General features: G+C 51.8%; 18 protein-coding genes and 1 riboswitch. Of the genes, 15 read left to right on the forward strand and 3 right to left on the reverse strand.

Annotated features, from left to right (window positions below):
• The first annotated feature begins 36 nt into the window (after window positions 1–36).
• The 3 genes from NST84_RS10845 (at window position 37) to NST84_RS10855 (ending at window position 3,218) form a co-directional block, all read left to right on the forward strand.
• Window positions 37–936, forward strand: coding sequence for a carbohydrate ABC transporter permease (locus NST84_RS10845; RefSeq protein ID WP_342566399.1), 900 nt, complete (start codon window positions 37–39; stop codon window positions 934–936).
• Between the two features lie 65 nt (window positions 937–1,001).
• Window positions 1,002–2,585, forward strand: a complete 1,584-nt coding sequence (locus tag NST84_RS10850; protein ID WP_342565579.1) for a DUF3502 domain-containing protein — start codon at window positions 1,002–1,004, stop codon at window positions 2,583–2,585.
• A gap of 108 nt (window positions 2,586–2,693) precedes the next feature.
• Window positions 2,694–3,218 carry a glycosyl hydrolase 53 family protein gene (locus NST84_RS10855; RefSeq protein WP_342565580.1) on the forward strand — a complete coding sequence of 175 codons (525 nt, stop codon included), beginning with the start codon at window positions 2,694–2,696 and terminating at the stop codon, window positions 3,216–3,218.
• Between the two features lie 385 nt (window positions 3,219–3,603).
• Here NST84_RS10855 and NST84_RS10860 read toward each other — a convergent pair whose 3' ends face one another.
• Complete coding sequence (locus NST84_RS10860) at window positions 3,604–4,953, reverse strand: APC family permease (RefSeq protein ID WP_342565581.1); 1,350 nt, start codon at window positions 4,951–4,953, stop codon at window positions 3,604–3,606.
• Window positions 4,954–5,190: 237 nt separating this feature from the next.
• Window positions 5,191–5,299, forward strand: a riboswitch (guanidine-I (ykkC/yxkD leader).
• Between the two features lie 74 nt (window positions 5,300–5,373).
• Here NST84_RS10860 and NST84_RS10865 point away from each other — a divergent pair.
• The 9 genes from NST84_RS10865 to NST84_RS10905 all read left to right on the forward strand — a co-directional run bounded on the left by NST84_RS10865 (window position 5,374) and on the right by NST84_RS10905 (window position 14,928).
• A complete protein-coding gene (locus NST84_RS10865) occupies window positions 5,374–6,090 on the forward strand; it encodes an urea amidolyase associated protein UAAP1 (RefSeq protein WP_342565582.1) in 717 nt (238 codons plus the stop codon).
• On the forward strand, window positions 6,090–6,764 hold the full coding sequence (locus NST84_RS10870) for an urea amidolyase associated protein UAAP2 (protein ID WP_342565583.1): 675 nt from the start codon (window positions 6,090–6,092) through the stop codon (window positions 6,762–6,764). The genes NST84_RS10865 and NST84_RS10870 overlap by 1 nt, the downstream gene beginning before the upstream one ends.
• Window positions 6,757–10,398: an urea carboxylase gene (gene uca / locus NST84_RS10875; protein ID WP_342565584.1), complete on the forward strand. Its 3,642-nt coding sequence runs from the start codon at window positions 6,757–6,759 to the stop codon at window positions 10,396–10,398. Before NST84_RS10870 ends, uca begins: the two co-directional genes overlap by 8 nt.
• Complete coding sequence (gene atzF / locus NST84_RS10880) at window positions 10,395–12,146, forward strand: allophanate hydrolase (RefSeq protein WP_342565585.1); 1,752 nt, start codon at window positions 10,395–10,397, stop codon at window positions 12,144–12,146. Before uca ends, atzF begins: the two co-directional genes overlap by 4 nt.
• A gap of 226 nt (window positions 12,147–12,372) precedes the next feature.
• On the forward strand, window positions 12,373–12,681 hold the full coding sequence (locus tag NST84_RS10885) for a PadR family transcriptional regulator (RefSeq protein ID WP_342566400.1): 309 nt from the start codon (window positions 12,373–12,375) through the stop codon (window positions 12,679–12,681).
• Window positions 12,678–13,025: a DUF1048 domain-containing protein gene (locus NST84_RS10890; protein ID WP_342565586.1), complete on the forward strand. Its 348-nt coding sequence runs from the start codon at window positions 12,678–12,680 to the stop codon at window positions 13,023–13,025. The genes NST84_RS10885 and NST84_RS10890 overlap by 4 nt, the downstream gene beginning before the upstream one ends.
• Before the next feature lie 11 nt (window positions 13,026–13,036).
• Window positions 13,037–13,387: a DUF1048 domain-containing protein gene (locus NST84_RS10895; RefSeq protein WP_342565587.1), complete on the forward strand. Its 351-nt coding sequence runs from the start codon at window positions 13,037–13,039 to the stop codon at window positions 13,385–13,387.
• A gap of 15 nt (window positions 13,388–13,402) precedes the next feature.
• Window positions 13,403–14,161: an ABC transporter ATP-binding protein gene (locus NST84_RS10900; RefSeq protein WP_342565588.1), complete on the forward strand. Its 759-nt coding sequence runs from the start codon at window positions 13,403–13,405 to the stop codon at window positions 14,159–14,161.
• A complete protein-coding gene (locus NST84_RS10905) occupies window positions 14,161–14,928 on the forward strand; it encodes an ABC transporter permease (protein WP_342565589.1) in 768 nt (255 codons plus the stop codon). Before NST84_RS10900 ends, NST84_RS10905 begins: the two co-directional genes overlap by 1 nt.
• 66 nt (window positions 14,929–14,994) lie before the next feature.
• Here the strand turns inward: NST84_RS10905 and NST84_RS10910 are convergent, their stop codons facing one another.
• Both NST84_RS10910 and NST84_RS10915 read right to left on the reverse strand, forming a co-directional pair.
• Window positions 14,995–15,384, reverse strand: a complete 390-nt coding sequence (locus tag NST84_RS10910; RefSeq protein WP_342565590.1) for a hypothetical protein — start codon at window positions 15,382–15,384, stop codon at window positions 14,995–14,997.
• Window positions 15,381–15,905, reverse strand: coding sequence for a hypothetical protein (locus NST84_RS10915; RefSeq protein ID WP_342565591.1), 525 nt, complete (start codon window positions 15,903–15,905; stop codon window positions 15,381–15,383). Before NST84_RS10915 ends, NST84_RS10910 begins: the two co-directional genes overlap by 4 nt.
• A 620-nt stretch (window positions 15,906–16,525) precedes the next feature.
• On the opposite strand from NST84_RS10915, the gene kdpA reads away from it, so the two are divergent.
• From kdpA to kdpC, 3 genes are read left to right on the forward strand one after another with little or no spacing between them, the layout of a single operon-like run.
• Complete coding sequence (gene kdpA, locus NST84_RS10920; RefSeq protein ID WP_342565592.1) at window positions 16,526–18,202, forward strand: potassium-transporting ATPase subunit KdpA; 1,677 nt, start codon at window positions 16,526–16,528, stop codon at window positions 18,200–18,202.
• Window positions 18,203–18,217: 15 nt separating this feature from the next.
• Entirely contained in the window at window positions 18,218–20,251 is a 2,034-nt protein-coding gene (kdpB, locus tag NST84_RS10925; RefSeq protein ID WP_342565593.1) for a potassium-transporting ATPase subunit KdpB, read from the forward strand.
• A 27-nt stretch (window positions 20,252–20,278) separates the two neighbouring features.
• On the forward strand, window positions 20,279–20,902 hold the full coding sequence (kdpC, locus tag NST84_RS10930) for a potassium-transporting ATPase subunit KdpC (RefSeq protein WP_342565594.1): 624 nt from the start codon (window positions 20,279–20,281) through the stop codon (window positions 20,900–20,902).
• Window positions 20,903–20,904: the final 2 nt, after the last annotated feature.

A 20,904-nucleotide genomic window follows, 5' to 3' on the forward strand; every position in this document is an offset into this window, starting at 1 on the left:
GGCAGCTTAATGAGTTCAACTACTATAAACGGCGATATGAAAAAAGTACGCAAGCGTGCTGATATCGATAAAATAACCTTGTCCATCATCGGATATGTTACACTAACCATTCTGGCAATATTCTGTATCGTGCCGTTCCTGCTGGTCATCTCCGCTTCTTTGAGTGATGAGAGCTCCATTATCGAGAAGGGATTCCAGATTATTCCGTCCACCTTCTCTACGGAAGCCTACAGGCTGCTCTTTGAGTATCCGGGTGAAATGCTCCGGGCCTACGGAGTGACCATTTCCGTCACTTTGATTGGTACGGTTGTCGGCCTGTTCCTGACCTCCATGACTGCTTATGTGCTCTCCCGGAGAGACTTTGAATGGCGGAACCGCTTTTCCTTCTATTTCTTCTTTACTACCCTGTTCAGCGGCGGCTTAGTGCCTTCTTACCTGCTGATCATTAACTTCCTGCAGCTCAAGGACACGCTGTTAGTCCTGATTCTGCCGATGCTGATGAATGTATTCTATATTATCGTCATGAAATCGTTCATGAGCAGCATTCCTGACGCAATCACGGAATCTGCCAAAATTGACGGAGCAGGCGACTTCCGAATCTTCATGCAGCTGATTATTCCTTTATCTAAGCCTGCGCTTGCTACTATTGGCCTGTTCATAGCTCTTGCTTACTGGAATGACTGGTACAATGCGCTGCTGTATATTTCCAAGTCTGATCTGATGCCGCTTCAGTATTATCTTTATAAAATGCTTGGTAATATGGACGGTATGCGCAAAGCCATGATGTCTTCAGGTGCGGTTGTGAATTCGGACCTGCCGACAGAAAGCTTGAAGATGGCAATGACGATTGTAGCTACAGGCCCGATCCTGCTTGCGTATCCGTTCATTCAGAAATATTTTGTACAAGGCCTCACCATCGGTGCTGTCAAAGGATAATTCCGGGGTAACCCGGTTATCAATATACTTTTCCAAACACTACTTCCTTAGGGGGAATACATGTCATGATGAAAAAGAAAAAGAAACTCACAGTCACATTGGCAACAATGATGGCATTAGGAACAATCCTCAGTGCGTGTGGAGGCGGCAATAATGCCGCTAACACAGCTGGAGAGGCAACGAATGGCAGCACTAATGCTGCTAATTCGGCTGCAAACTCCGGTGCTCCAGATACTTCCGAAGAAGTTAAGCTCAAAATGATTCTGGTCGGCGGACAGCCTGGTGATTACGATAAGGTGTTCGGAGAGCTGAATACTAAGCTGAAAGAGAAAATCAATGCTACGGTAGAAACGGAGTTTCTTGACTGGTCTGACTGGACACAGAAATATCCGCTGAAATTTGCTGCCAATGAGGATTTCGACCTTGTGTATACGGCTAACTGGGCTTTCTATAACGATCAGGCACTGAAAGGCGGCTTCATGGAGCTGACAGAAGACATGCTGTCCAAATATATGCCACAGACCTGGGCAAACATGCCGAAAGTAAACTGGGAGCAGGCTAAAGTAGACGGCAAGATCTTTATGGTTCCGAACAACAATGTTGAAGTAACAGATAAAGTGGTATTGTACCGTGAAGATCTGCGCAAAAAATACAATCTTCCGGAAATCAACAGTCCTGAAACCTATGCTAATTACTTGAAAACGGTTGCTAAAGATGAGCAGGGTGTAACTGCCTTTGGAGCAAAGCCTGCTGATGGCTGGAAGTTCCATGAGCTGGATCAGCTGCTGCTGGAGCAGAACAACGACTTCAACCTGGTGGATGCCAACCTGATGCCGCTGGCCTACAAGCTGGATGATGCAACCGGTCAGATCTTTAACATCTATGATACGCCTGAATTTACTGAATTGCTTAAGTACTATAAAGATCTCGCGGACAATGGTGCCTGGTCGAAGAACGTAGTCAGCAACAAAAATGACGTGTGGCAGGATGTTAAGGCAGGCAAGGTTTCCTCCTATGCCCATAACCTGGGTACCGTTGCTGCTAACCTTACCGAAATGCGCCGTGATAAACCCGATGTTGAGCTGGCAATTGCCGACCTGACACCGGACAAGAAGAAAATTGCTGCAATCGCTACACAGAACGGTATGTCCATCCATGCAACCTCTAAGAATCCGGAACGTGCCCTGATGCTGATCGATCTGCTGCAGAACGACAAAGAAATTCATGACTTGACCATGTATGGTATCGCTGGTACCCACTACAATCCGGAAGGCGACGATAAGTTCAGTGCAGGACCGGCAGCAGGTAACTACACAGGCTTCTCGAACTGGGGCTGGAATTCACCGCTGAACCGTCAGGATGCAGCTTACCCTAAAGAAGCTGACGACATGTTCAATGACTGGCAGGCTAACGTCTTCCACTTCCCGCTTGAAACCTTTGTCTTTGATACGGCAAATGTAAAAAATGAAGTAGCTAATATCGGTAATGTAATGCTGCGTTATGCTATTCCATTGGAATACGGCTTGATCGATGATCTTGAAAAAGGTCAGGCAGACCTGATCAAACAGCTGAAATCGGCTGGTATTGATAAGGTTCAGGCTGAAGTACAGACCCAGGTAGATGCCTTCCTGGCTGCTCAAGGACAATAAGATCAGTGCTTCGGGGCTGCGCCAAAGTTAGGCTTTGGCGCAGCCTTTTATATAAGCAAACCACCGGCTGCAGATGCAGCACAACAAAATTGTCAGGGAGGTCGTAATGTGAAACACAGAAAAAGAGTGCTGGCCATCCTTCTCTTCATCTCAATGATCTTATCTACGGTATCTGTTGGCGTACCCGCAAAAGCAGCGGCGGCCCCTGCTCCCGGCGCCTTTTCCAAAGGCGCTGATATCAGCTGGCTGCCGCAGTTAGAGGCGCTTGGGCATAAATTCTATAACGACAACGGGGAAGAACAGGATCTTCTGCTCATTTTAAAGGATCATGGAATTGATTCGATCCGGATCAGAGCCTGGGTTAATCCTTCGGATGATCCGTCCAACGGGCATAACAGTACGGAAGAGGTTGTTGCATTGGCCTCTCGTGTAAGCGCTCTCGGATTCCGGGTGATGATAGATTTCCACTACAGCGATAGCTGGGCCGATCCGGGGAAACAGGTTACGCCTGCAGCCTGGGCAGATGCTGATCTGGAGCAGCTCAAAGTTCATGTATCAGACTATACTGCCGATGTTATGAAAGCGCTGCAAGATGCAGGTGTTACCCCGGAGTGGGTACAGATCAAGGATTGATAAGCTCAGCGCTGGAGGGAATTCCGGCGCTGAGCTTACTCTGGTTACGGGCAATCCATGCCCGTATAAAGAACGGGTATGTTTGTACTGCTGGCAGGACGGCTTATGCGTAACATGGATCAGGAGAATTACGGAATTATGCTGATTTTATTCAACAATTCCCTGTTCGAATCCCACATGAAGTTCCGCCCTGGCTGATCTGGAGCCGGGGAGGCATCTGCTGATCTCCGCAGTCTGCGGGGCCCCTGCAGGCAGCCGTGCTGTTCCTCCACTGAAAGAAGCTTTGGACAGCCTTGGTATTTCACTGTCAGCACAGGGGGTTACGATTTCCCGCGAGGGTCTGTCAGACATCACTATTGAATTGTAATATCGGTAAATGCAATCATCAGACTACCAAATCCTCAGCCGGACTCTCTTTTATGATATGAGCCGGATTTTCCTTGGCGTTATATACAAATCTTCGGATTCCATAGTATATAAGGCCTGCAGCTAACCAGCCTGCACCGAGTATTAACGAAGCGGAATCGAGCAGAGCGATCAGATACAATACGAAGCCTGCGCCCAACAGCGGGCAGATGAAACGGAAAAGGATATCCCGGGGTGAACGCTGTTTCAGGCGGATCATGTAATGGGCAATGACGGACAAGTTGACGAACAGGAACGCCGTAAGAGCGCCGAAGCTGACAAACTTGATGGCAGTCTCCAGGCTGATGAAGAGTGCGGATAAGGAAACGATGCTCATCAGCACGATGTTGAAAACAGGAGTGCGGAATTTCGGGTGAACGGAGGCGAACCTTTGCGGCAGCAGCGAGGTCCGGCCCATGACGAACAGCAGCCGTGTGACGGTGGTCATGGAGGAGAGCCCTTGCGACAGGATGGAGAAGATAATAACAAAGGTGAATATACCGGCCAGCAGGCTGCCTCCGATATTCTGCATCAGCTCATATCCGGCAGAATCCACATTCACGTAGGAGAAGCCGGGAGCAGTCAGCTGGATCAGGTAAGCTGTAACAAAATACATGACGCCTGCAGACAGGACGATTAACAGAATGGCCCGGGGGATGGTTTTCTTCGGGTCTTTTGTTTCCTCTGCCATGGTCGTAATGGAATCAAACCCGAGGAACGAAAAGCATACGAGAGAGGCTCCGGCCAAAATGGCAGAGAAGGATACTCCTTCCTGGGCGGCTAATGGATTCAGGTCTGTGGTAACACCGCCCTCCAGCGCTTTATAAACCAGCAGCGCACAAAAGCCGGCGATAAAAAGGATTTGCATAAGTACGAAAAGTTTGCTGATATTGGCCAGCGGCTTAATGCCGATTACATTAATAATCATCACAATTAGCGTCAGCAGAATGATCCAAATTGAGGAAGGAACGGAGGGGAACTGGGCATTCAGATTGACGCCGAACATAAGGACAGCAACGATGCAGGAAAATAAATAATCGAGCAGGATCGCCCAGCCGACCAGGAAGCCGAGAAACGGATTCATTGCCTTGGAGACGTACGTGTAAGCCGAGCCTGATACCGGAAAAGCCCGGGCCATCTGGCCGTAGCTGGTCGCCGTGAACAGAATGGCGATAAAGGCGAGAGCATAGGCTGCCAGGAGCATGCCTCCTGAACTATCGTGCAGCACTCCGAAGCTGGTGAAAAAAATCATCGGCGACATCCACGCAAGTCCCATCGTAACGACGTGAGACAGTGATAAATCTCGTTTAAGCGTGATCGTATTATTCATATGTTCTCCAGCTCCCTCTAGTTTACGTTATAGACTGAATGTTATTAGATCTGACATCATTGAGATTGAGATGACTATAACAAGCTTTTTTTAATGTTGTAAATAGGAACATATGTTCCTTTATCAAGAAAAACCTGACATATTCATTAAAGCGAATCCGAAAAAATGATGATTTTTCATTTTATTGTTGCCTGAAGCTAAAACTTATGTTAGAGTTTGTGACATAAAAACCGAATACACAATGTCTTCTAGGGTTCCGGGATGTGTTCACATCCGGCTGGTCCGAGAGAAGACGCACCGGAGCCTGTTAGTCCGGTGTCCACGGCGGGATAAAAGCCCGGGAGAACTTTCAAAGCGATTGCGATTGCTTTGTCAGCTTCTCCCGGGCTTTTTTATTTTTATATTCGAGGAGGAGTCATCATGCTTTCATTCACCATTCAAGCCGGGGGCAAGTGGTCCGGCCGCATTGCCAAAGGGAAATTAATCACGCTGACTGCCAATAATGACCGTGCCAATCTGTCCACTCTCTTGTTCGATGCTTGGCAGCCTGCGGAACGGTATAACATGCCGGATACGCTCAAGGCGCAGCATACTGCCTTTTTGACGGCAGGCAATGTGCTGATGAGTGATCAGGGCAAGGTGCTTGCCTCGATCATCCGGGATTCGGTGGGCTGGCATGACCCTTTTGGCGGATATTCGACCAGACAGACCACAGACGGGAAATATGGGCTGACCCGCTATCAGGACCAGCGGAACGGCTGGTACCGCAGCGGTGAGGAAAATTTGATTGTGGAGCTCTACCGCCACCAATTGCTGCCGCGTGACTTAATGCCGCCGGTTAACTTTTTCTCAAAAGTGATTTGCGAGCTTGACGGCTCCATGCATTATGTTCCGCAGCTAGCCGCAGGGCGGTCAGTGACGCTCCGTACAGAAACAGATGTCCTGCTGGTCTGCTCCAATACGCCGAACCCGCTGGACCCCGGCTCTGCATATCCGGATGCGGCCATCCTCGTGGAGATAAGCCATGCGGAAGCGGTCAAGGACGATGATCTTTGTGTAACGCATTGCCCGGAGAACCGCAGAGCCTTTGAGAATACGTGGAATGTACATACTTTGCTGAGAGGAGCGAATCTGTAATGACAACCTACACATTTGAACCTGTATTAAGCAGACTGAATCCTGAAGATGCGATTTATGACAGTATTATTCCTGCTGGAGAAGGCTGGCTGCATGATCTGCTGCCGGGACAGATTTTAAGGATAGTGGATCTGGAGGGCAATCAGGCAGTAGATACCCTGTTTTATTCGGCAGATGACCCGGGCGACCATTACAGCGCGGTCCGGACCATTTCCAGCCAGCAGAATCTGTACCTGACAACGGGCTCTGTCTTGCTGGCAGAATCGGGACGTGAGCTGCTGAAAATTACCGCGGATACCTGCGGCCGCCACGATACGATTGGAGGAGCCTGCTCCGCCCAGAGCAATACAGTGCGGTATTCCCATGATACACTGCCGATGCATAACTGCCGGGATACGTTCATGCTGATGCTGTCGGGCCGCCCGGAATACTCCAAGCGTGATCTCGCTCCAAACGTAAACTTTTTCATGAACGTACCGGTGACGCCGGAGGGAGAACTGACTTTTGCCGACGGTATTTCAGGCCCCGGGCGTTACGTAGAGCTGACAGCTCTTGCTCCGGTTACTGTCCTGATCAGCAATTGTCCGCAGCTTAACAATCCGTGCAATGCCTATAATCCAACCCCGGCGCAGGTATTGATCTGGAATGGCAAAGGAGGGGAAGGCCATGTTTAAGAAGGTACTGATTGCTAACCGCGGAGCCATTTCTGTACGGATTATCCGGACGCTCAACAGGCTGGGAATTGCCTCTGTTGCTGTCTACACTGAAACTGACCGTGACAGCCTGCATGTAGAGCATGCGGATGAGGCTCTGCTCATTGGCGAGGGTCCGGCGAAAACAAGCTATCTTAATGCGGAGCTTATTCTGAGTAAAGCGCTGGAGGCCGGCGCCGATGCGATTCATCCCGGTTACGGCTTCCTCAGCGAGAATGTGGCTTTTGCCGAAGCCTGCAGAGCGAACGGGATTGCTTTTATCGGACCGGACCCGGAGAATATCAGGCTGTTCGGCTTGAAACATACAGCACGGGCAATGGCAGAGCAGGCAGGCGTTCCGCTGCTACCCGGCACGGGGCTGATTGATAGTCTGGAGGAAGCTGTAAGCAAGGCAGGGGAGATCGGTTATCCGGTGATGCTGAAGAGTACGGCCGGCGGCGGCGGAATCGGCATGCGGATTTGTTCCAGTGAAACTGCATTAATAGAAGCTTATGATTCCGTAACCAGGCTGGCTGTGGCCAATTTCAATGACGGCGGCGTGTTTCTGGAAAAATATATCGCCCGTGCCCGGCATATCGAGGTGCAAATTTTCGGCGACGGTACCGGTAATGCGGTCGCGCTCGGCGAACGGGATTGCTCCGTCCAGCGCCGGAATCAGAAGATTATTGAGGAGACGCCTGCGCCGCTGCTGCCGGAGGAGACCCGCCAGTCGATGCATGAGAGTGCAAGGAAGCTGGCGATGGAAGCCAATTACCGCAATGCCGGAACTGTAGAGTTTCTCTATGATGCCCTCACCGGCTGCTACTATTTCCTTGAGGTGAACACCCGGCTGCAGGTAGAGCACGGAGTTACCGAGGAAGTGTTCGGGGTTGACCTCGTAGAGTGGATGGTGCTTGAGGCGGCAGGAGAGCTTGGCCGGCTGCAGGGTAGAGTGAAAAAGCCGCAGGGACACAGCCTGCAGGTACGGCTGTATGCAGAGGATTGCCACCATGATTTCAGGCCGAGTGACGGCCGGATCGATGGGATTGTATGGCCGGAAGACACAAGGGTAGAGACCTGGATTCAGCCGGGACTGCAGGTAACAACGTTATATGATCCGATGCTGGCGAAATTGATCGTGCATGCGGATACCCGCGACGAAGCCATTCAAGCGATGATTGCCAGCCTGGAGCAGCTACGTGTTTACGGAATTACAACCAACCAGTCCTACATTGCAGCATTTCTGGCAACGGATGATTTCTGCGCAGGCCAGGTATTTACGAATATGCTGGGCGGCTACACTCCTGCTGAACAGGCTATAGAGGTGCTGGATGGCGGTGTTCAGACGACAGTGCAGGATTATCCCGGCCGGACCGGCTACTGGGACATCGGTGTCCCGCCGTCCGGTCCGATGGATACGCTGGCGTTCCGGATCGGCAACAGGCTGCTCGGGAACGGGGAGCAGGCTCCGGGCCTTGAGATGACGCTCCGCGGCGGAAGCTACCGGTTCCGTGGCAACATCCGGTTTGTGCTGGCCGGGGCGGATATGGATGCCCGGCTGGACGGCAGACCGGTTGTGCCATACACGCCGGTGCAAGCCGCTGCCGGTGCTGTGCTTACGCTCGGCGAGTCGGCGCTGGGGATGCGCAGCTACCTGCTTGTCGCCGGAGGCTTCGATCTGCCGCTGACACTCGGCAGCGCCTCAACCTTTACGCTAGGCGGCTTCGGCGGTTACGGCGGCGGCGCCCTGCGTCCGGGCTGCGTGCTTCGGGTCAAGTCCGGCGCTCCGCTTAGCCAACCGGAACCGGTGCGGCCGCTTCCTGAAATCTCGCAGCCGGATCTTTGCCGGGAATGGGTCATCGGGGTCATTCCCGGACCGCATTGCACAGCAGAATATCTGCTGGCAGCTTACATGGAACAGCTGACCGAAACGGTCTGGGAGGTGCATTTCAACAGCTCCCGCACAGGAGTGCGGCTCATCGGGCCGGCGCCGCTCTGGGCCCGGGAAGACGGGGGAGATGCCGGGCTGCATCCCTCCAACATCCACGACAATGCCTATGCCATCGGCGCGCTGGATTTAACCGGCGATATGCCGATTCTGCTCGGACCCGACGGCCCGAGTCTGGGCGGCTTTGTCTGCCCGGTAACGACGGCTTCAGCGGAGCTGTGGAAGATCGGCCAGCTGCGTCCGGGTGATAAAATCCGCTTCAAGCTGATAACCGTTGAGGAGGCTGAGCAGCTCAGGCTGGCTCAGGAACTCTTTTTAAATAAGATTGGGGATGGACAAAACGGGACAGAAGAGCTTAGGGTCCCAACACTGCCTGAGCAATCGAGCGGGCAATATATGCCGCTGCTGGCCTTTGAGGAACAAGGGCGCCGCTTCAAAATAGCGGTCCGCTGCTCCGGCGACGAGAATATTCTCGTAGAATACGGCGACCGTGAGCTGGATTTGCTGTACCGGTTTCAGGTCTACGTGCTGATGCAGGCTGTCAAGGACAGCGGCCGGATTCCGTATATCGAGATGACGCCGGGCATCCGTTCCCTGCAGATCCATCTGGACCGGACGCAGATCACAGTGAAGGAAGCAGCAGCGATTGTTCTTGAGATCGACCTCCATTTGCCGCCGCTGGATACAATCGAGGTGCCATCGCGCAAAGTGAAGCTTCCTTTATCCTGGGATGACCCTGCCACGCGGCTGGCCATTGAACGATACCAGCAGAACGTCAGACCTGACGCACCCTGGTGTCCGAGCAATCTGGAATTCATCCGCCGGATGAATGGCCTGGAATCGATCGATGAGGTCGCGGATGTCGTGTTTAATGCTTCTTATCTTGTTATGGGCCTAGGCGATGTTTATCTCGGCGCGCCGGTAGCGGTGCCGCTTGATCCGCGTCATCGTCTGGTGACAACCAAATACAACCCTGCCCGCACATGGACTCCTGAGAACGCAGTCGGGATCGGCGGCGCTTATCTCTGCGTATACGGCATGGAAGGACCGGGCGGTTATCAGTTCGTCGGCCGGACAGTGCAAATGTGGAATAAGTTCAGGGAGACGGCGAATTTTGAACCCGGCAAGCCATGGCTGCTGCGCTTCTTTGACCAGATTTCCTTCTACCCCGTGTCAGAGGATGAGCTTCTGCAGATGAGAGAGGACTTCCCGCGCGGAGCCTTCACGGTTGAAGTGGAAGAGACTACGTTTAATCTCGGGCAGTACTTGGCCTGGCTGGATACATTTGACCAGGAAGCAGCGGAATTCCGCAGTTCACAGCAGTCTGCTTTCCAGCAGGAGCGGGAGCTGTGGAAGGAGCTGGGGATCGCTGAGCACCTGGCTGAAGCAGAATCGGCGGCAGGATTGGATGTAAATGTGCTCCCTGAAGGCAGCTCCGGTATTAACAGTCTGATGCCGGGCAGTGTATGGAAGGTGATCGCAGAGCCGGGCCAGCGGGTACAGAAGGGCGATACTATTATAATAGAAGAAAGTATGAAAATGGAGTTCCCTCAGCAGGCGCCGTTTGCCGGTATTATTGCTAATGTGTTCGTATCACCGGGGGACCAGGTTCGTGCTGGCGATCTTATCGCGGCCATCTATCCGGAACAAGAGGAGGCGGTATCATGAGTATAAATAATGTGCCCGTACAGCTGACTATCAGTGCCCTGCAAAAGGGTTACCGGAGCGGCCGGTTCACTTTATCCGAGGTTATCTCCGTAATCGTTGAACGTTCAAAAAGGGATGAGAACAAAGCGGTCTGGATTTTGCCGCCTTCGCTGGAGCGGCTTCAGCCGTATCTGGAGCGCCTGCAGCAGCTGGACCCGCAGCAATTTCCGTTGTGGGGAATCCCCTTTGCTGTAAAAGATAACATTGAGGTCGCAGGCTGGCCGGTGACAGCCGGGTGCCCTGATTATGCCTACGTGCCGGATAAACACGCGGTTGTGATTGAACGGCTCGTTGCGGCGGGGGCCATCCCGGTAGGAAAAGCCAATCTGGACCAGTTCGCCACAGGGCTGGTTGGGGCGCGAAGCCCCTACGGAGCAACGCATAATGCGCTCCGGCCTGAGCTGATCAGCGGCGGCTCCAGCTCAGGCTCAGCCGTGGCCGTTGCACTAGGCCAGGCGGCCTTCTCGCTGGGAACTGATACAGCGGGCTCGGGCAGAGTTCCGGCAGCGTTGAACGGGCTGGTCGGCTACAAGCCGGCTGTCGGGGCCTGGCCTTCAGCAGGTGTTATCCCGGCCTGCCGCAGTCTCGATTGCGTAACGGTATTCGCGCACTCGATAGAAGATGCAGAAGCCGTCGACCGGCAGGTACGCGGTCATCTGCCGTCAGACCCCTACTCGGCTGACCGTCCGCTTGGACGTGCGGCAGATCCTCAGGTATGGCTGATTCCGTCAGCCCCGCTGGAATTCTTTGGCCCGTACGCCGCTGCCTATCAGCAAGCCTGGGAGCTTGCAAAGCAAAAATTGTTGAATTCCGGCCTGAATGTACAGGAGACGGATATCAGCCTGCTGCAGGAAGCGGCAGCGCAGCTTTATGAAGGGCCGTGGGTCGCCGAGAGATGGGCGGATTTAGCGGACTTTATTGAAAGTCATCCGGGCACTGCCCTTCCAGTCACGGAGAGCATTCTGCGTTCCGGTGAGAAAGCGGAATTTACCGCAGCTTCGCTGTTCCGCTCACAGCACCGGATAGCCGGGATCAGCAGCCTGGTCCACGAGCTGCTTAAAGGTGCGGTGCTGGTGCTGCCGACAGCAGGCGGAACCTGGACCCGCGGGCAGGTCATGGCCGATCCTGTCGTAACCAACAGCAAGATGGGACTCTACACGAATCATTGCAACCTGCTTGATCTGAGTGCCGTTTCGGTTCCGGCAGGTGAAGCGGAGGAGAAGCTGCCTTTCGGCATTACACTGTTTACTGTGCCGGAAGAGGAAGCTAATCTTGGAGCGGCAGCCCGCCTGTTTCTGAGCCAATCGGATAACATCACGGTCGCGGTCTGCGGACTCCATATGCGCGGCATGCCGCTGGAACGGCAAATGCTTAGCCTCGGAGCTGAGTTCATGGAGGTAGCGCAAACAGCGCCGTCGTATCAGTTGTATAGGCTCCCGACTACACCTCCTAAGCCAGGACTCATCCGTGTGCCGCAAGACGGTGCTTCGATCGAATTAGAGCTGTGGAGAATGCCGGCAGCATCCTTTGGAAAATGTACAGCCATGATACCGGCTCCGCTTGGCATCGGCAAGGTAGAGCTCTCAGATGGACGGCTTATATCCGGGTTTCTGTGCGAGGCTTATGCCGCAGAGCAGGCGGAAGATATTACAGCAAGCGGGGGCTGGAGGGCAGCTGTGACAGCCTCAAATGCCCGGGTGCTCTGCTGATAGTATAAGAATGGCATTTCACGCATAGTTCCTTAGATTGAGGTACACACTAAGGACAAGAATATAGTTTCTTTAGAACCCGCGCATTGCGCGGGTTTTTCTTTTTTTAGAAAGCCGGCTATTGACATCATCACTACTTAGTGTTACTTTATAGTAGTACTAAGTGATACTGCATACCAGTCATACAGAATAGTAAAGGATGATTACATTGGATAACCTGACAGAAATGCTCAAAGGCGTGCTTGAGGGCTGTGTTCTGGAGATTATAAGCCGCCAAGATACCTATGGCTACGAAATTACACGGCAGCTGAATGCCCTCGGCTTCGCAGATGTTGTGGAGGGAACGGTATACACCATCCTGATCCGGCTTGAAAAAAACAAGCTGGTGGATACCACCAAGAAGCCCTCCGAACTGGGGCCGCCGCGGAAGTTTTTTGCCATTAATGATGCGGGGCGCGAGGTGCTGCAGAAGTTCTGGGATAAATGGGAGTTCGTCTCATCGAAAATGAATGAGCTAAAGGGGAGAGAACAATGAACTTTTGGGATAAGATTACCGGCAGAGATATGACAAAGGAATTTATAGCGTTTGAATCACGGGTAAAAGAGCTCCCGGCGGATTATCAGGCGGCCTGGGAGTCCATTAAAACCAATCTTTGGCCGCATTCGGATTTCAGCGGCCGCAACCTGATGCCGGTCTTTGACGGTGTGCTCGGCCTGCTGGAAATAGCGGCAGCGGATGGCCAGAGTGTCCATGAGGTTTTGGGTGACGATATCAAAGGGTTCTGTGCAGCACTGGCAGGCGAAGAAGGCGCGAAGTCTTACCGCGACAAGTGGCGCGAGCAGCTTAATCATAATATAGCCAAAAAATTAGGCAAATAGGAGGACTGAATATGAGCATACGGGATATGATCGAGGGCAGAAAAGAGTGGAAGGCGCATATGGCGCGTGTTAAGTCACTCCCGCAGGATTACCAGTTTGTTTATAAGGAACTGCAAAAGTATCTTTTTAAAGTCGGGCCGGTGGAGCTGGGTGAGGGGACGGAGCTGCTCTCGGGAATTGTTGATCTGTTTGAAGAGGGCGCTGCCTCAGGGAAAGGGGTGCTCGAAGTGACAGGCAATGACGTCGCAGCCTTCTGTGACGAGCTGATCAAGGACTCCCAAACCTATGAGGACCTTTATCAGGAGGCGGTTGACCAGAAAGTAGCCAAGGCCATGAACCAGGCAACGGATAAATTGAAGTGAAGGGTGGTTAACGGGATGAAGAAAGCCATTCAAGTGCAGGGACTGCGAAAATCCTTTAAGCATACAGAGGTATTAAAAGGAGTCGATTTTGATGTAGAGCAGGGTGAAATCTTCGCCTTGCTCGGCAGTAACGGTGCTGGCAAGACAACGATAGTCCGCATTCTCGCCACGCTGCTCAGACAGGACGAAGGTACAGCAGCTGTTAATGGCTTCGACGTTACATCAGCTCCCGGCAAGGTGCGGCAGGCCATCAGTCTGACCGGGCAGTTTGCAGCCGTAGACGAGATGCTGACCGGACGGGAAAACCTGATCATGATCGCCAAATTGCGTCATTTGGAGCAGCCGCGTCAGGTTGCGGAGGATTTGCTGAACCGTTTTGGCTTGAAGGATGCTGCAGACCGTAAGCCCTCCACTTATTCAGGCGGGATGCGCCGCAGGCTTGATATCGCGCTCAGTCTTGCCGGGAAACCGCAGATCATTTTCCTGGATGAGCCGACTACCGGTCTTGATCCTGAGGCCCGGCTTGAGGTTTGGAAGATCGTAAAGGAGCTTGCCGCCGGCGGCACGACAGTGTTCCTGACCACACAGTATCTTGAGGAAGCAGAACAGCTTGCCGACAAGATCTCTATTTTGCATCAGGGCAGGATTATCGCGGGCGGTACACTTGCGGAACTGAAAAAACGTTTTCCGGCTGCCAAGGTAGAGTATATTGAGAAACAGCCGACCTTAGAGGAAATCTTCCTCGCAATTACCGGTAAGAAGGAGGCGATCTGATGGAGACGGCAAAAAACCATTTTTTTAGCGACATGAGTGTGATGCTGGGCCGTTCCATGCGTCATATAGTCCGGAGCGTTGATACAATCTTTACGGTCTGTATCACTCCGATTGCCATGATGCTGCTGTTTGTCTATGTGTTTGGCGGCGCAATTGAAACAGGTAGCGGTAATTATGTGAACTACCTGCTGCCGGGCATCCTTCTGATGGCGATTGCCAGCGGCGTAGCCTATGTGGCATACCGTCTGTTCTTGGATAAGCAGCGGGGCATCATTGAACGGTTCAACTCCATGCCGATTGCGCGTTCCACAGTGCTGTGGGGGCATGTGCTGACCTCAGTGGTATCCAACGTTCTATCTATTATCGTCATTATCCTCGTAGCCCTCCTTATGGGCTTTCGCTCACCGGCAGGGGTCTTAGCATGGCTTGCTGTGGCTGGTATACTTGTGCTGTTCACACTCGCCTTAACCTGGATCGCGGCAATTGCCGGTCTATCCGCCAAAACAGTGGAAGGCGCAAGTGCCTTCTCCTATCCGTTAATCTTCCTTCCCTTCATCAGCTCGGCCTTTGTGCCGACCGGATCTATGCCCAAAGCGGTGCGTGTTTTTGCTGAAAATCAGCCGGTGACCCCAATTGTTGAAGCGATCCGCGCCTTGCTCTCCGACCAGCCGGTAGGCTCTGATATTTGGGCGGCTCTGGCGTGGTGTACCGGAATCCTGATCGTTGCTTATCTGTTGGCGGTGCGTGCGTATAGACGGAATGCATAAATGGATAAAAACAAGACCCTGCCGGAAACCAATGGACAGGGTCTTGTTTTTTGATCTATCCTAACTTTACATAAGCGAATAGTAGGAAACAGCTTCTCTGAATAATACCGGGGCGTTCAGCTGACTGTGCTCCCTATTTGAATTGGCAAGCCTGTACTCAAGTGCGGCTTTAAGCAAAATAAGCTGATCAGGCGTCCATTCCCGGCCGTGTAATCGTACGTAATCATCAGCTTCCTCTATCGTGCAGTGACAGATCCCCTTCAGAAAAGAACCCCATTTGATCAAATCTACCGCATGATCACCCGCGCAGAGCACACAATCGCTATAGCAAATCTGTTTTCCGCATGTGAGCTTCAATACCCCATACCAGCAGCCGTAGGGTTCTGAATGATGCATAAAGGACGGCCGGCTGCTGAAGGCGAAAAGCTCGATACGTGACAGCCTGTCGTTAATCATAATTTTAGGCCTCCGGATGAGTCCGGCGTTTTGAATCTCCGCTGCAGATTGTGGGCTTGCTCCGCCCTGGTTATACATGCGGTTATTTCAGCTTCATTCTCACACACAGCAGCGTGCTCGAGCCAAACGGAATATCTGGTTTTGTGCACGATAGACAAGTGCAAAGGAAAGGCTTCACGCGATCGCAGCACATACCAGCCTGGAGGCGTGTCCTTCCAGGGCTTTTTAAATGCGGTCATAACAGGCAGTCTCTTGCGGGTCTCCCAATCCTGCTCCTGCTGTTTATTCCGGATGCTTGTATAAATATCAGTAAGAATTTGTTTATCCGAACAAGTAAGATGCGCGGAAAAAGCCCTGAATTGAGCGAGCACAGCAAGCTGCGCAGCCCCAAACCCGTAGCCGACAATGTATCTCTGATTATTTTCCACATACCAGAATGCGCCGAAGCTGGAATACTCCAGACTCGCCGGTTCCAGCACATTAGGGTGAATTCCGAAATAATAGACTCTATTCTCTGTCATTTTCCCTACCCCTTACAGCAATGGTTTGAAAGGAATCATACGCCGGGCCTTTCTGTTTGTAAAATACCGAAAAGATGCTCTGGTCTGGAAATAAGGACTTAAATGACCAAAAAGAAGCAAAAAATTAAAATAATAATGAGTTAACTCTGATTTTCTGGATTTATCGCGCTTTTTCCGGCTTTTTAATGCAATCTAAACAGGGACAAATGAATCTTAATGCTTCTTTAATGATGAGCTTTAGAGCAGTAAAAGGGTTCTTTACGAAATCTTAACTTGCTTAGGAGTTCTCTAACCCTGATCTAATGTTGAAGATGATAGGCTGAAATAGAAAGAGAAAAAGAGAATGTCCAAAACAGGAGAGGTGGTAAGGCGATGATGGATGTGTATATGGCAGCTGCGCTTGCAGTGATCTTCGCAGTGTTCTATGCATTTGCACAGTGGTGTGAGCGAGTGGTTGAAGACAAAGGGGGAGCGAAGCAATGACAGTGGTCATTATAGCAACCTTGCTATTGTTTCTGTATCTCGTATATGCCCTGATTCACCCGGAGAAGTTCTAACCATTTTTATACGAGATTCCTATAAAAAATATTTCTGGAGCATTAACTTAAGGAGGGGCATTCGTGGGTATTCTGCAAATCGTCATTGTCGTTGCCATACTGGTGCTGCTGGTCAAACCGGCAGGAACATATCTGTATCATGTATTCTCTAATGAGCCAAACCGTACGGACAACATATTCGGAGGGCTGGAACGGGGAATCTTCAGGCTCAGCGGACTCCGTAAACGTGGAGGAATGACGTGGAAAGGGTATGCGGTCAGCTTTTTGACCACGAATATTGTGCTGGTGGCCTTCGGCTATCTGATCCTGCGCCTGCAGGGTGTGCTGCCGTTTAACCCAAGCGGAATCGGCAAAATGGAAGAAACGCTAGCTTTTAATACAGTGATCAGCTTTATCACAAATACGAACCTGCAGCATTACAGCGGGGAAAGCGGAGTGTCCTATTTCACGCAAATGGCTGTGATGACCATGCTGATGTTTACCTCGGCGGCAAGCGGATTTTCTGTGGTGGTGGCTTTTGTCAGAGGAATAACCGGACGCAAATCGCTGGGGAACTTCTTTGAAGACTTTGTCAAAGCGCATACCCGGGTATTTATCCCGCTGGCTCTGCTGGTCACGCTTGCGCTGGTAGCCCTTCAAGTCCCGCAGACGCTGAAACCGACACTTGAAGTAACTACACTCGAAGGACAGACGCAGCAGATTACGGTGGGGCCGGTTGCCTCACTGGAATCCATTAAGCATATCGGAACGAACGGCGGCGGCTTCTTCGGTGCCAACTCGGCACATCCTTTTGAGAATCCGAGTCCATTGACTAATGTGGTTGAAATTCTGTCGATGTGGCTGCTGCCGGCCTCTCTGCCTTATATGTACGGCAAGTTCGCAAGGAACAAACGCCAGGGCTGGATGATTTTCAGTGCCATGATGACATTGTTTGTACTGCTGCTTAGTTTGAATTATTATGCGGAAAGCCAAGGCAATCCGGCAATTAACGCGATGGGGATCAATGCTTCGCAGGGCAGTATGGAGGGAAAAGAAGTCCGCTTCGGCATTGCGCAGTCTGCACTGTTCACTACAGTAACAACGGCTGCGACCACAGGCAGTGTCAACAATATGCATGATACGTTAACGCCTCTTGGAGGTATTACGCCGCTGGCTCTTATGATGCTGAACAACGTATTCGGCGGCAAGGGTGTCGGGCTGATTAATATGCTGATGTATGCTATTCTCGGTGTTTTCTTATGCGGACTGATGGTCGGCAGAACACCGGAGTTTCTGGGACGAAAGATTGAAGCCAGGGAGATGAAGCTGATTGCCATAGTCATTCTGGTTCATCCCCTGATTATACTTGCACCTACGGCGGGTGCGTTTTTGACGGACTTAGGCCATGGTTCCATATCAAATCCGTGCTTCCACGGGTTAACTCAGGTGTTGTATGAATACACCTCCTCTGCTGCTAACAACGGCTCTGGATTTGAAGGACTGGCTGACAATACCTCCTTCTGGAATATGACCACCGGTGTTGTCATGCTGATGGGACGCTACGTATCGATTATTGCGATGCTGGCGGTTGCCGGTTCTATGGTCCGTAAAAAGGCAGTACCTGAAACCATCGGAACCTTCCGGACAGACAACGGCTTGTTCACCGGTATTCTGATCGTTACGGTGCTTATTATTGGCGCATTGACATTCCTGCCGGTTATCGTGCTTGGTCCGGTTGCAGAATATTTGACTCTACGGTAGGGGAGAGAACATTAGATGAGTACTGTGCAAAAAAAGAAGCTGTTGACAGGGCCGATCCTGCAGAATGCAGTTAAAGAGAGCTTTATCAAGTTAAACCCGGTGACGCTGGTTAAAAATCCGGTCATGTTTGTGGTCGAGATCGGAACGGTGATCGTTCTGCTGATGATTTTGGCTCCGGGATATTTTGACGCCAGAGATTCGCTCGGCTTCAATCTTGCTGTATTCTGTATCCTGCTGTTTACAGTGCTGTTCGCTAACTTTGCAGAGGCACTCGCGGAAGGCCGAGGGAAAGCACAGGCGGATACACTCAAAAGAACGAAACAGGAGATATCGGCTAATAAAATATCAGGCGGCACGATAAAAATAGTCTCCTCCTCCGAGCTGAGAAAAGGTGATGTGGTTGTTGTCAGCCAGGGTGAGCTGATTCCCGGTGACGGTGAAGTCATTGAAGGGCTCGCTTCCGTAGACGAATCGGCGATTACCGGGGAATCGGCTCCTGTTATTAAAGAGGCCGGCGGCGACTTTAACTCCGTTACAGGTGGCACAAGAGTTGTAAGTGATGAAATTAAGGTGCGGATTACTAGCGATCCGGGGGAATCTTTCCTGGACCGGATGATTTCCCTGGTAGAGGGAGCCAAACGGCAGAAAACGCCGAATGAGATTGCCTTGAACACCCTGCTGATCAGCTTAACGATTATCTTTCTGATTGTGGTAGTCACACTGCGTCCGATTGCCGGATATCTGGATATTGATCTTGACATTCCGGTGCTGATCGCCCTGCTGGTCTGTCTCATTCCGACAACCATCGGGGGACTCCTGTCGGCAATCGGGATTGCCGGTATGGACCGGGTTACCCAGTTTAATGTGCTTGCCATGTCAGGTAAAGCGGTCGAAGCTGCCGGGGATATCAATACGATGATCCTTGATAAGACAGGCACCATCACCTTCGGCAACCGGATGGCCAGTGAACTGATTCCGGTTGGCCGCGAGACTGCTGAGGATCTGGCGGTCTGGGCAGCAGTCAGCTCCGTAAAGGATGAGACACCGGAAGGCCGGTCAGTCATCGAGCTGGTTAAGAAACTAGGCTGCAGCTATGATTCCGGTATGGTCGCCGGTGCACAATTTATTGAATTCCGGGCAGAGACGCGGATGAGCGGGATGGATCTGAACGACGGCCGGGTGGTCCGCAAGGGAGCGGTAGATTCCATTAAACGCTGGGTATTATCGCAGGGCGGATATATCCCGGATGATCTGGATCAGAACGCGAGTGTGATTGCCGGCAAAGGGGGAACTCCGCTTGCGGTAGCAGTAGGCAGCCGGATTTACGGGCTTATTTATCTGAAGGATACCGTTAAGCCGGGGATGAAGGAGCGTTTTGATGAGCTGCGTAAAATGGGCATCAAAACCATTATGTGTACGGGGGATAACCCGCTCACCGCTGCAACCATCGCCGCCGAGGCCGGAGTGGACGGCTTTATCGCCGAAAGCACGCCTGAGGATAAAATTGAAGTCATCCGCCGTGAACAAAGAGAGGGCAAGCTGGTTGCGATGACCGGCGACGGTACGAATGATGCCCCGGCACTGGCCCAGGCGGATGTAGGGCTTGCCATGAACAGCGGAACCTCGGCAGCTAAGGAAGCAGCCAACATGGTCGATCTGGACTCTGATCCTTCGAAAATCATCGAGGTTGTTGCCATCGGCAAACAGCTGCTGATGACCCGGGGGGCATTGACCACCTTCAGTATCGCCAATGATATAGCGAAGTATTTTGCGATCATCCCTGCGATGTTTACCCTGGCGATTCCGGAAATGAATGTACTGAACATTATGGGCCTGGGGTCACCAAGCTCAGCGATCATCTCAGCCCTGATTTTTAATGCAATCATTATTCCGCTGCTCATTCCGCTGGCGATGAAGGGTGTATCGTATAAACCGATGAGCTCCATCAGGCTGCTGCGCCAGAATATTTTTATCTACGGTTTTGGAGGGGTACTTGTACCGTTCCTGGGAATTAAACTGATTGATTTGCTAGTCAGTATCTGGATCTGATTTTAATGCACATACGCGGCAGAGAGGATGAACAAGAAAATGGATTATGATTATATACAGGAGCAAGAACAGGAGCATGAATCAAAAGCTTCCTATATTTTAAGTGTAGTGAGACTAAGTGCGATATGTATCATCCTCTGCGGGATTGTATACCCGCTGGCTTCCACAGCTATAGCACAGGCTTTAATGCCGTCCCAGGCGAACGGAAGTCTGCTGAAGGATAACAAAGGTCAAGCGGTTGGCTCAGAGCTGATTGGCCAGAGCTTTACGAACCCCGCTTTGTTCCACGGCCGGGTATCCTCAATTGAATATAACGCTGCAGGTTCCGGATCGAACAATTACGGCCCGTCCAATCCGGATATGCTGCAGCGCACAAGCGACTTCATTTATCAATGGCAGGCCGATAACCCGGATGTGCCTGTCGCTGAGCTTCCGGTTGATCTGGTTACCAATTCCGGATCAGGCCTCGACCCGCATATATCCCCGGCGGCGGCAGCAGTTCAGATTCCCCGGATCAGTAACCTGACCGGCATCCCGGCAGAGCAGCTCGAGGCACTGGTAGCAGAGTATACAGAGGGCCGCGACCTCGGGATCTTCGGTGAAGAACGTGTAAATGTGCTAAAGCTGAATATGGCTTTGCTGGATAAGTAAGC

Origin of the sequence: Paenibacillus sp. FSL R7-0345, from assembly GCF_038595055.1 — a bacterium.
Lineage (GTDB): Bacteria > Bacillota > Bacilli > Paenibacillales > Paenibacillaceae > Paenibacillus_AQ.

Coding starts and splice junctions, on each gene's coding strand:
- NST84_RS10910 (WP_342565590.1), bottom strand. CDS start 15,384: ATGATTAACGACAGGCTGTCACGTATCGAGCTTTTCGCCTTCAGCAGC.
- NST84_RS10890 (WP_342565586.1), top strand. CDS start 12,678: ATGAACTTTTGGGATAAGATTACCGGCAGAGATATGACAAAGGAATTT.
- NST84_RS10905 (WP_342565589.1), top strand. CDS start 14,161: ATGGAGACGGCAAAAAACCATTTTTTTAGCGACATGAGTGTGATGCTG.
- uca (WP_342565584.1), top strand. CDS start 6,757: ATGTTTAAGAAGGTACTGATTGCTAACCGCGGAGCCATTTCTGTACGG.
- NST84_RS10895 (WP_342565587.1), top strand. CDS start 13,037: ATGAGCATACGGGATATGATCGAGGGCAGAAAAGAGTGGAAGGCGCAT.
- NST84_RS10845 (WP_342566399.1), top strand. CDS start 37: ATGAAAAAAGTACGCAAGCGTGCTGATATCGATAAAATAACCTTGTCC.
- kdpC (WP_342565594.1), top strand. CDS start 20,279: ATGAACAAGAAAATGGATTATGATTATATACAGGAGCAAGAACAGGAG.
- NST84_RS10885 (WP_342566400.1), top strand. CDS start 12,373: ATGCTCAAAGGCGTGCTTGAGGGCTGTGTTCTGGAGATTATAAGCCGC.
- NST84_RS10860 (WP_342565581.1), bottom strand. CDS start 4,953: ATGAATAATACGATCACGCTTAAACGAGATTTATCACTGTCTCACGTC.
- NST84_RS10900 (WP_342565588.1), top strand. CDS start 13,403: ATGAAGAAAGCCATTCAAGTGCAGGGACTGCGAAAATCCTTTAAGCAT.
- atzF (WP_342565585.1), top strand. CDS start 10,395: ATGAGTATAAATAATGTGCCCGTACAGCTGACTATCAGTGCCCTGCAA.
- NST84_RS10865 (WP_342565582.1), top strand. CDS start 5,374: ATGCTTTCATTCACCATTCAAGCCGGGGGCAAGTGGTCCGGCCGCATT.
- NST84_RS10915 (WP_342565591.1), bottom strand. CDS start 15,905: ATGACAGAGAATAGAGTCTATTATTTCGGAATTCACCCTAATGTGCTG.
- NST84_RS10870 (WP_342565583.1), top strand. CDS start 6,090: ATGACAACCTACACATTTGAACCTGTATTAAGCAGACTGAATCCTGAA.
- kdpB (WP_342565593.1), top strand. CDS start 18,218: ATGAGTACTGTGCAAAAAAAGAAGCTGTTGACAGGGCCGATCCTGCAG.
- NST84_RS10850 (WP_342565579.1), top strand. CDS start 1,002: ATGATGAAAAAGAAAAAGAAACTCACAGTCACATTGGCAACAATGATG.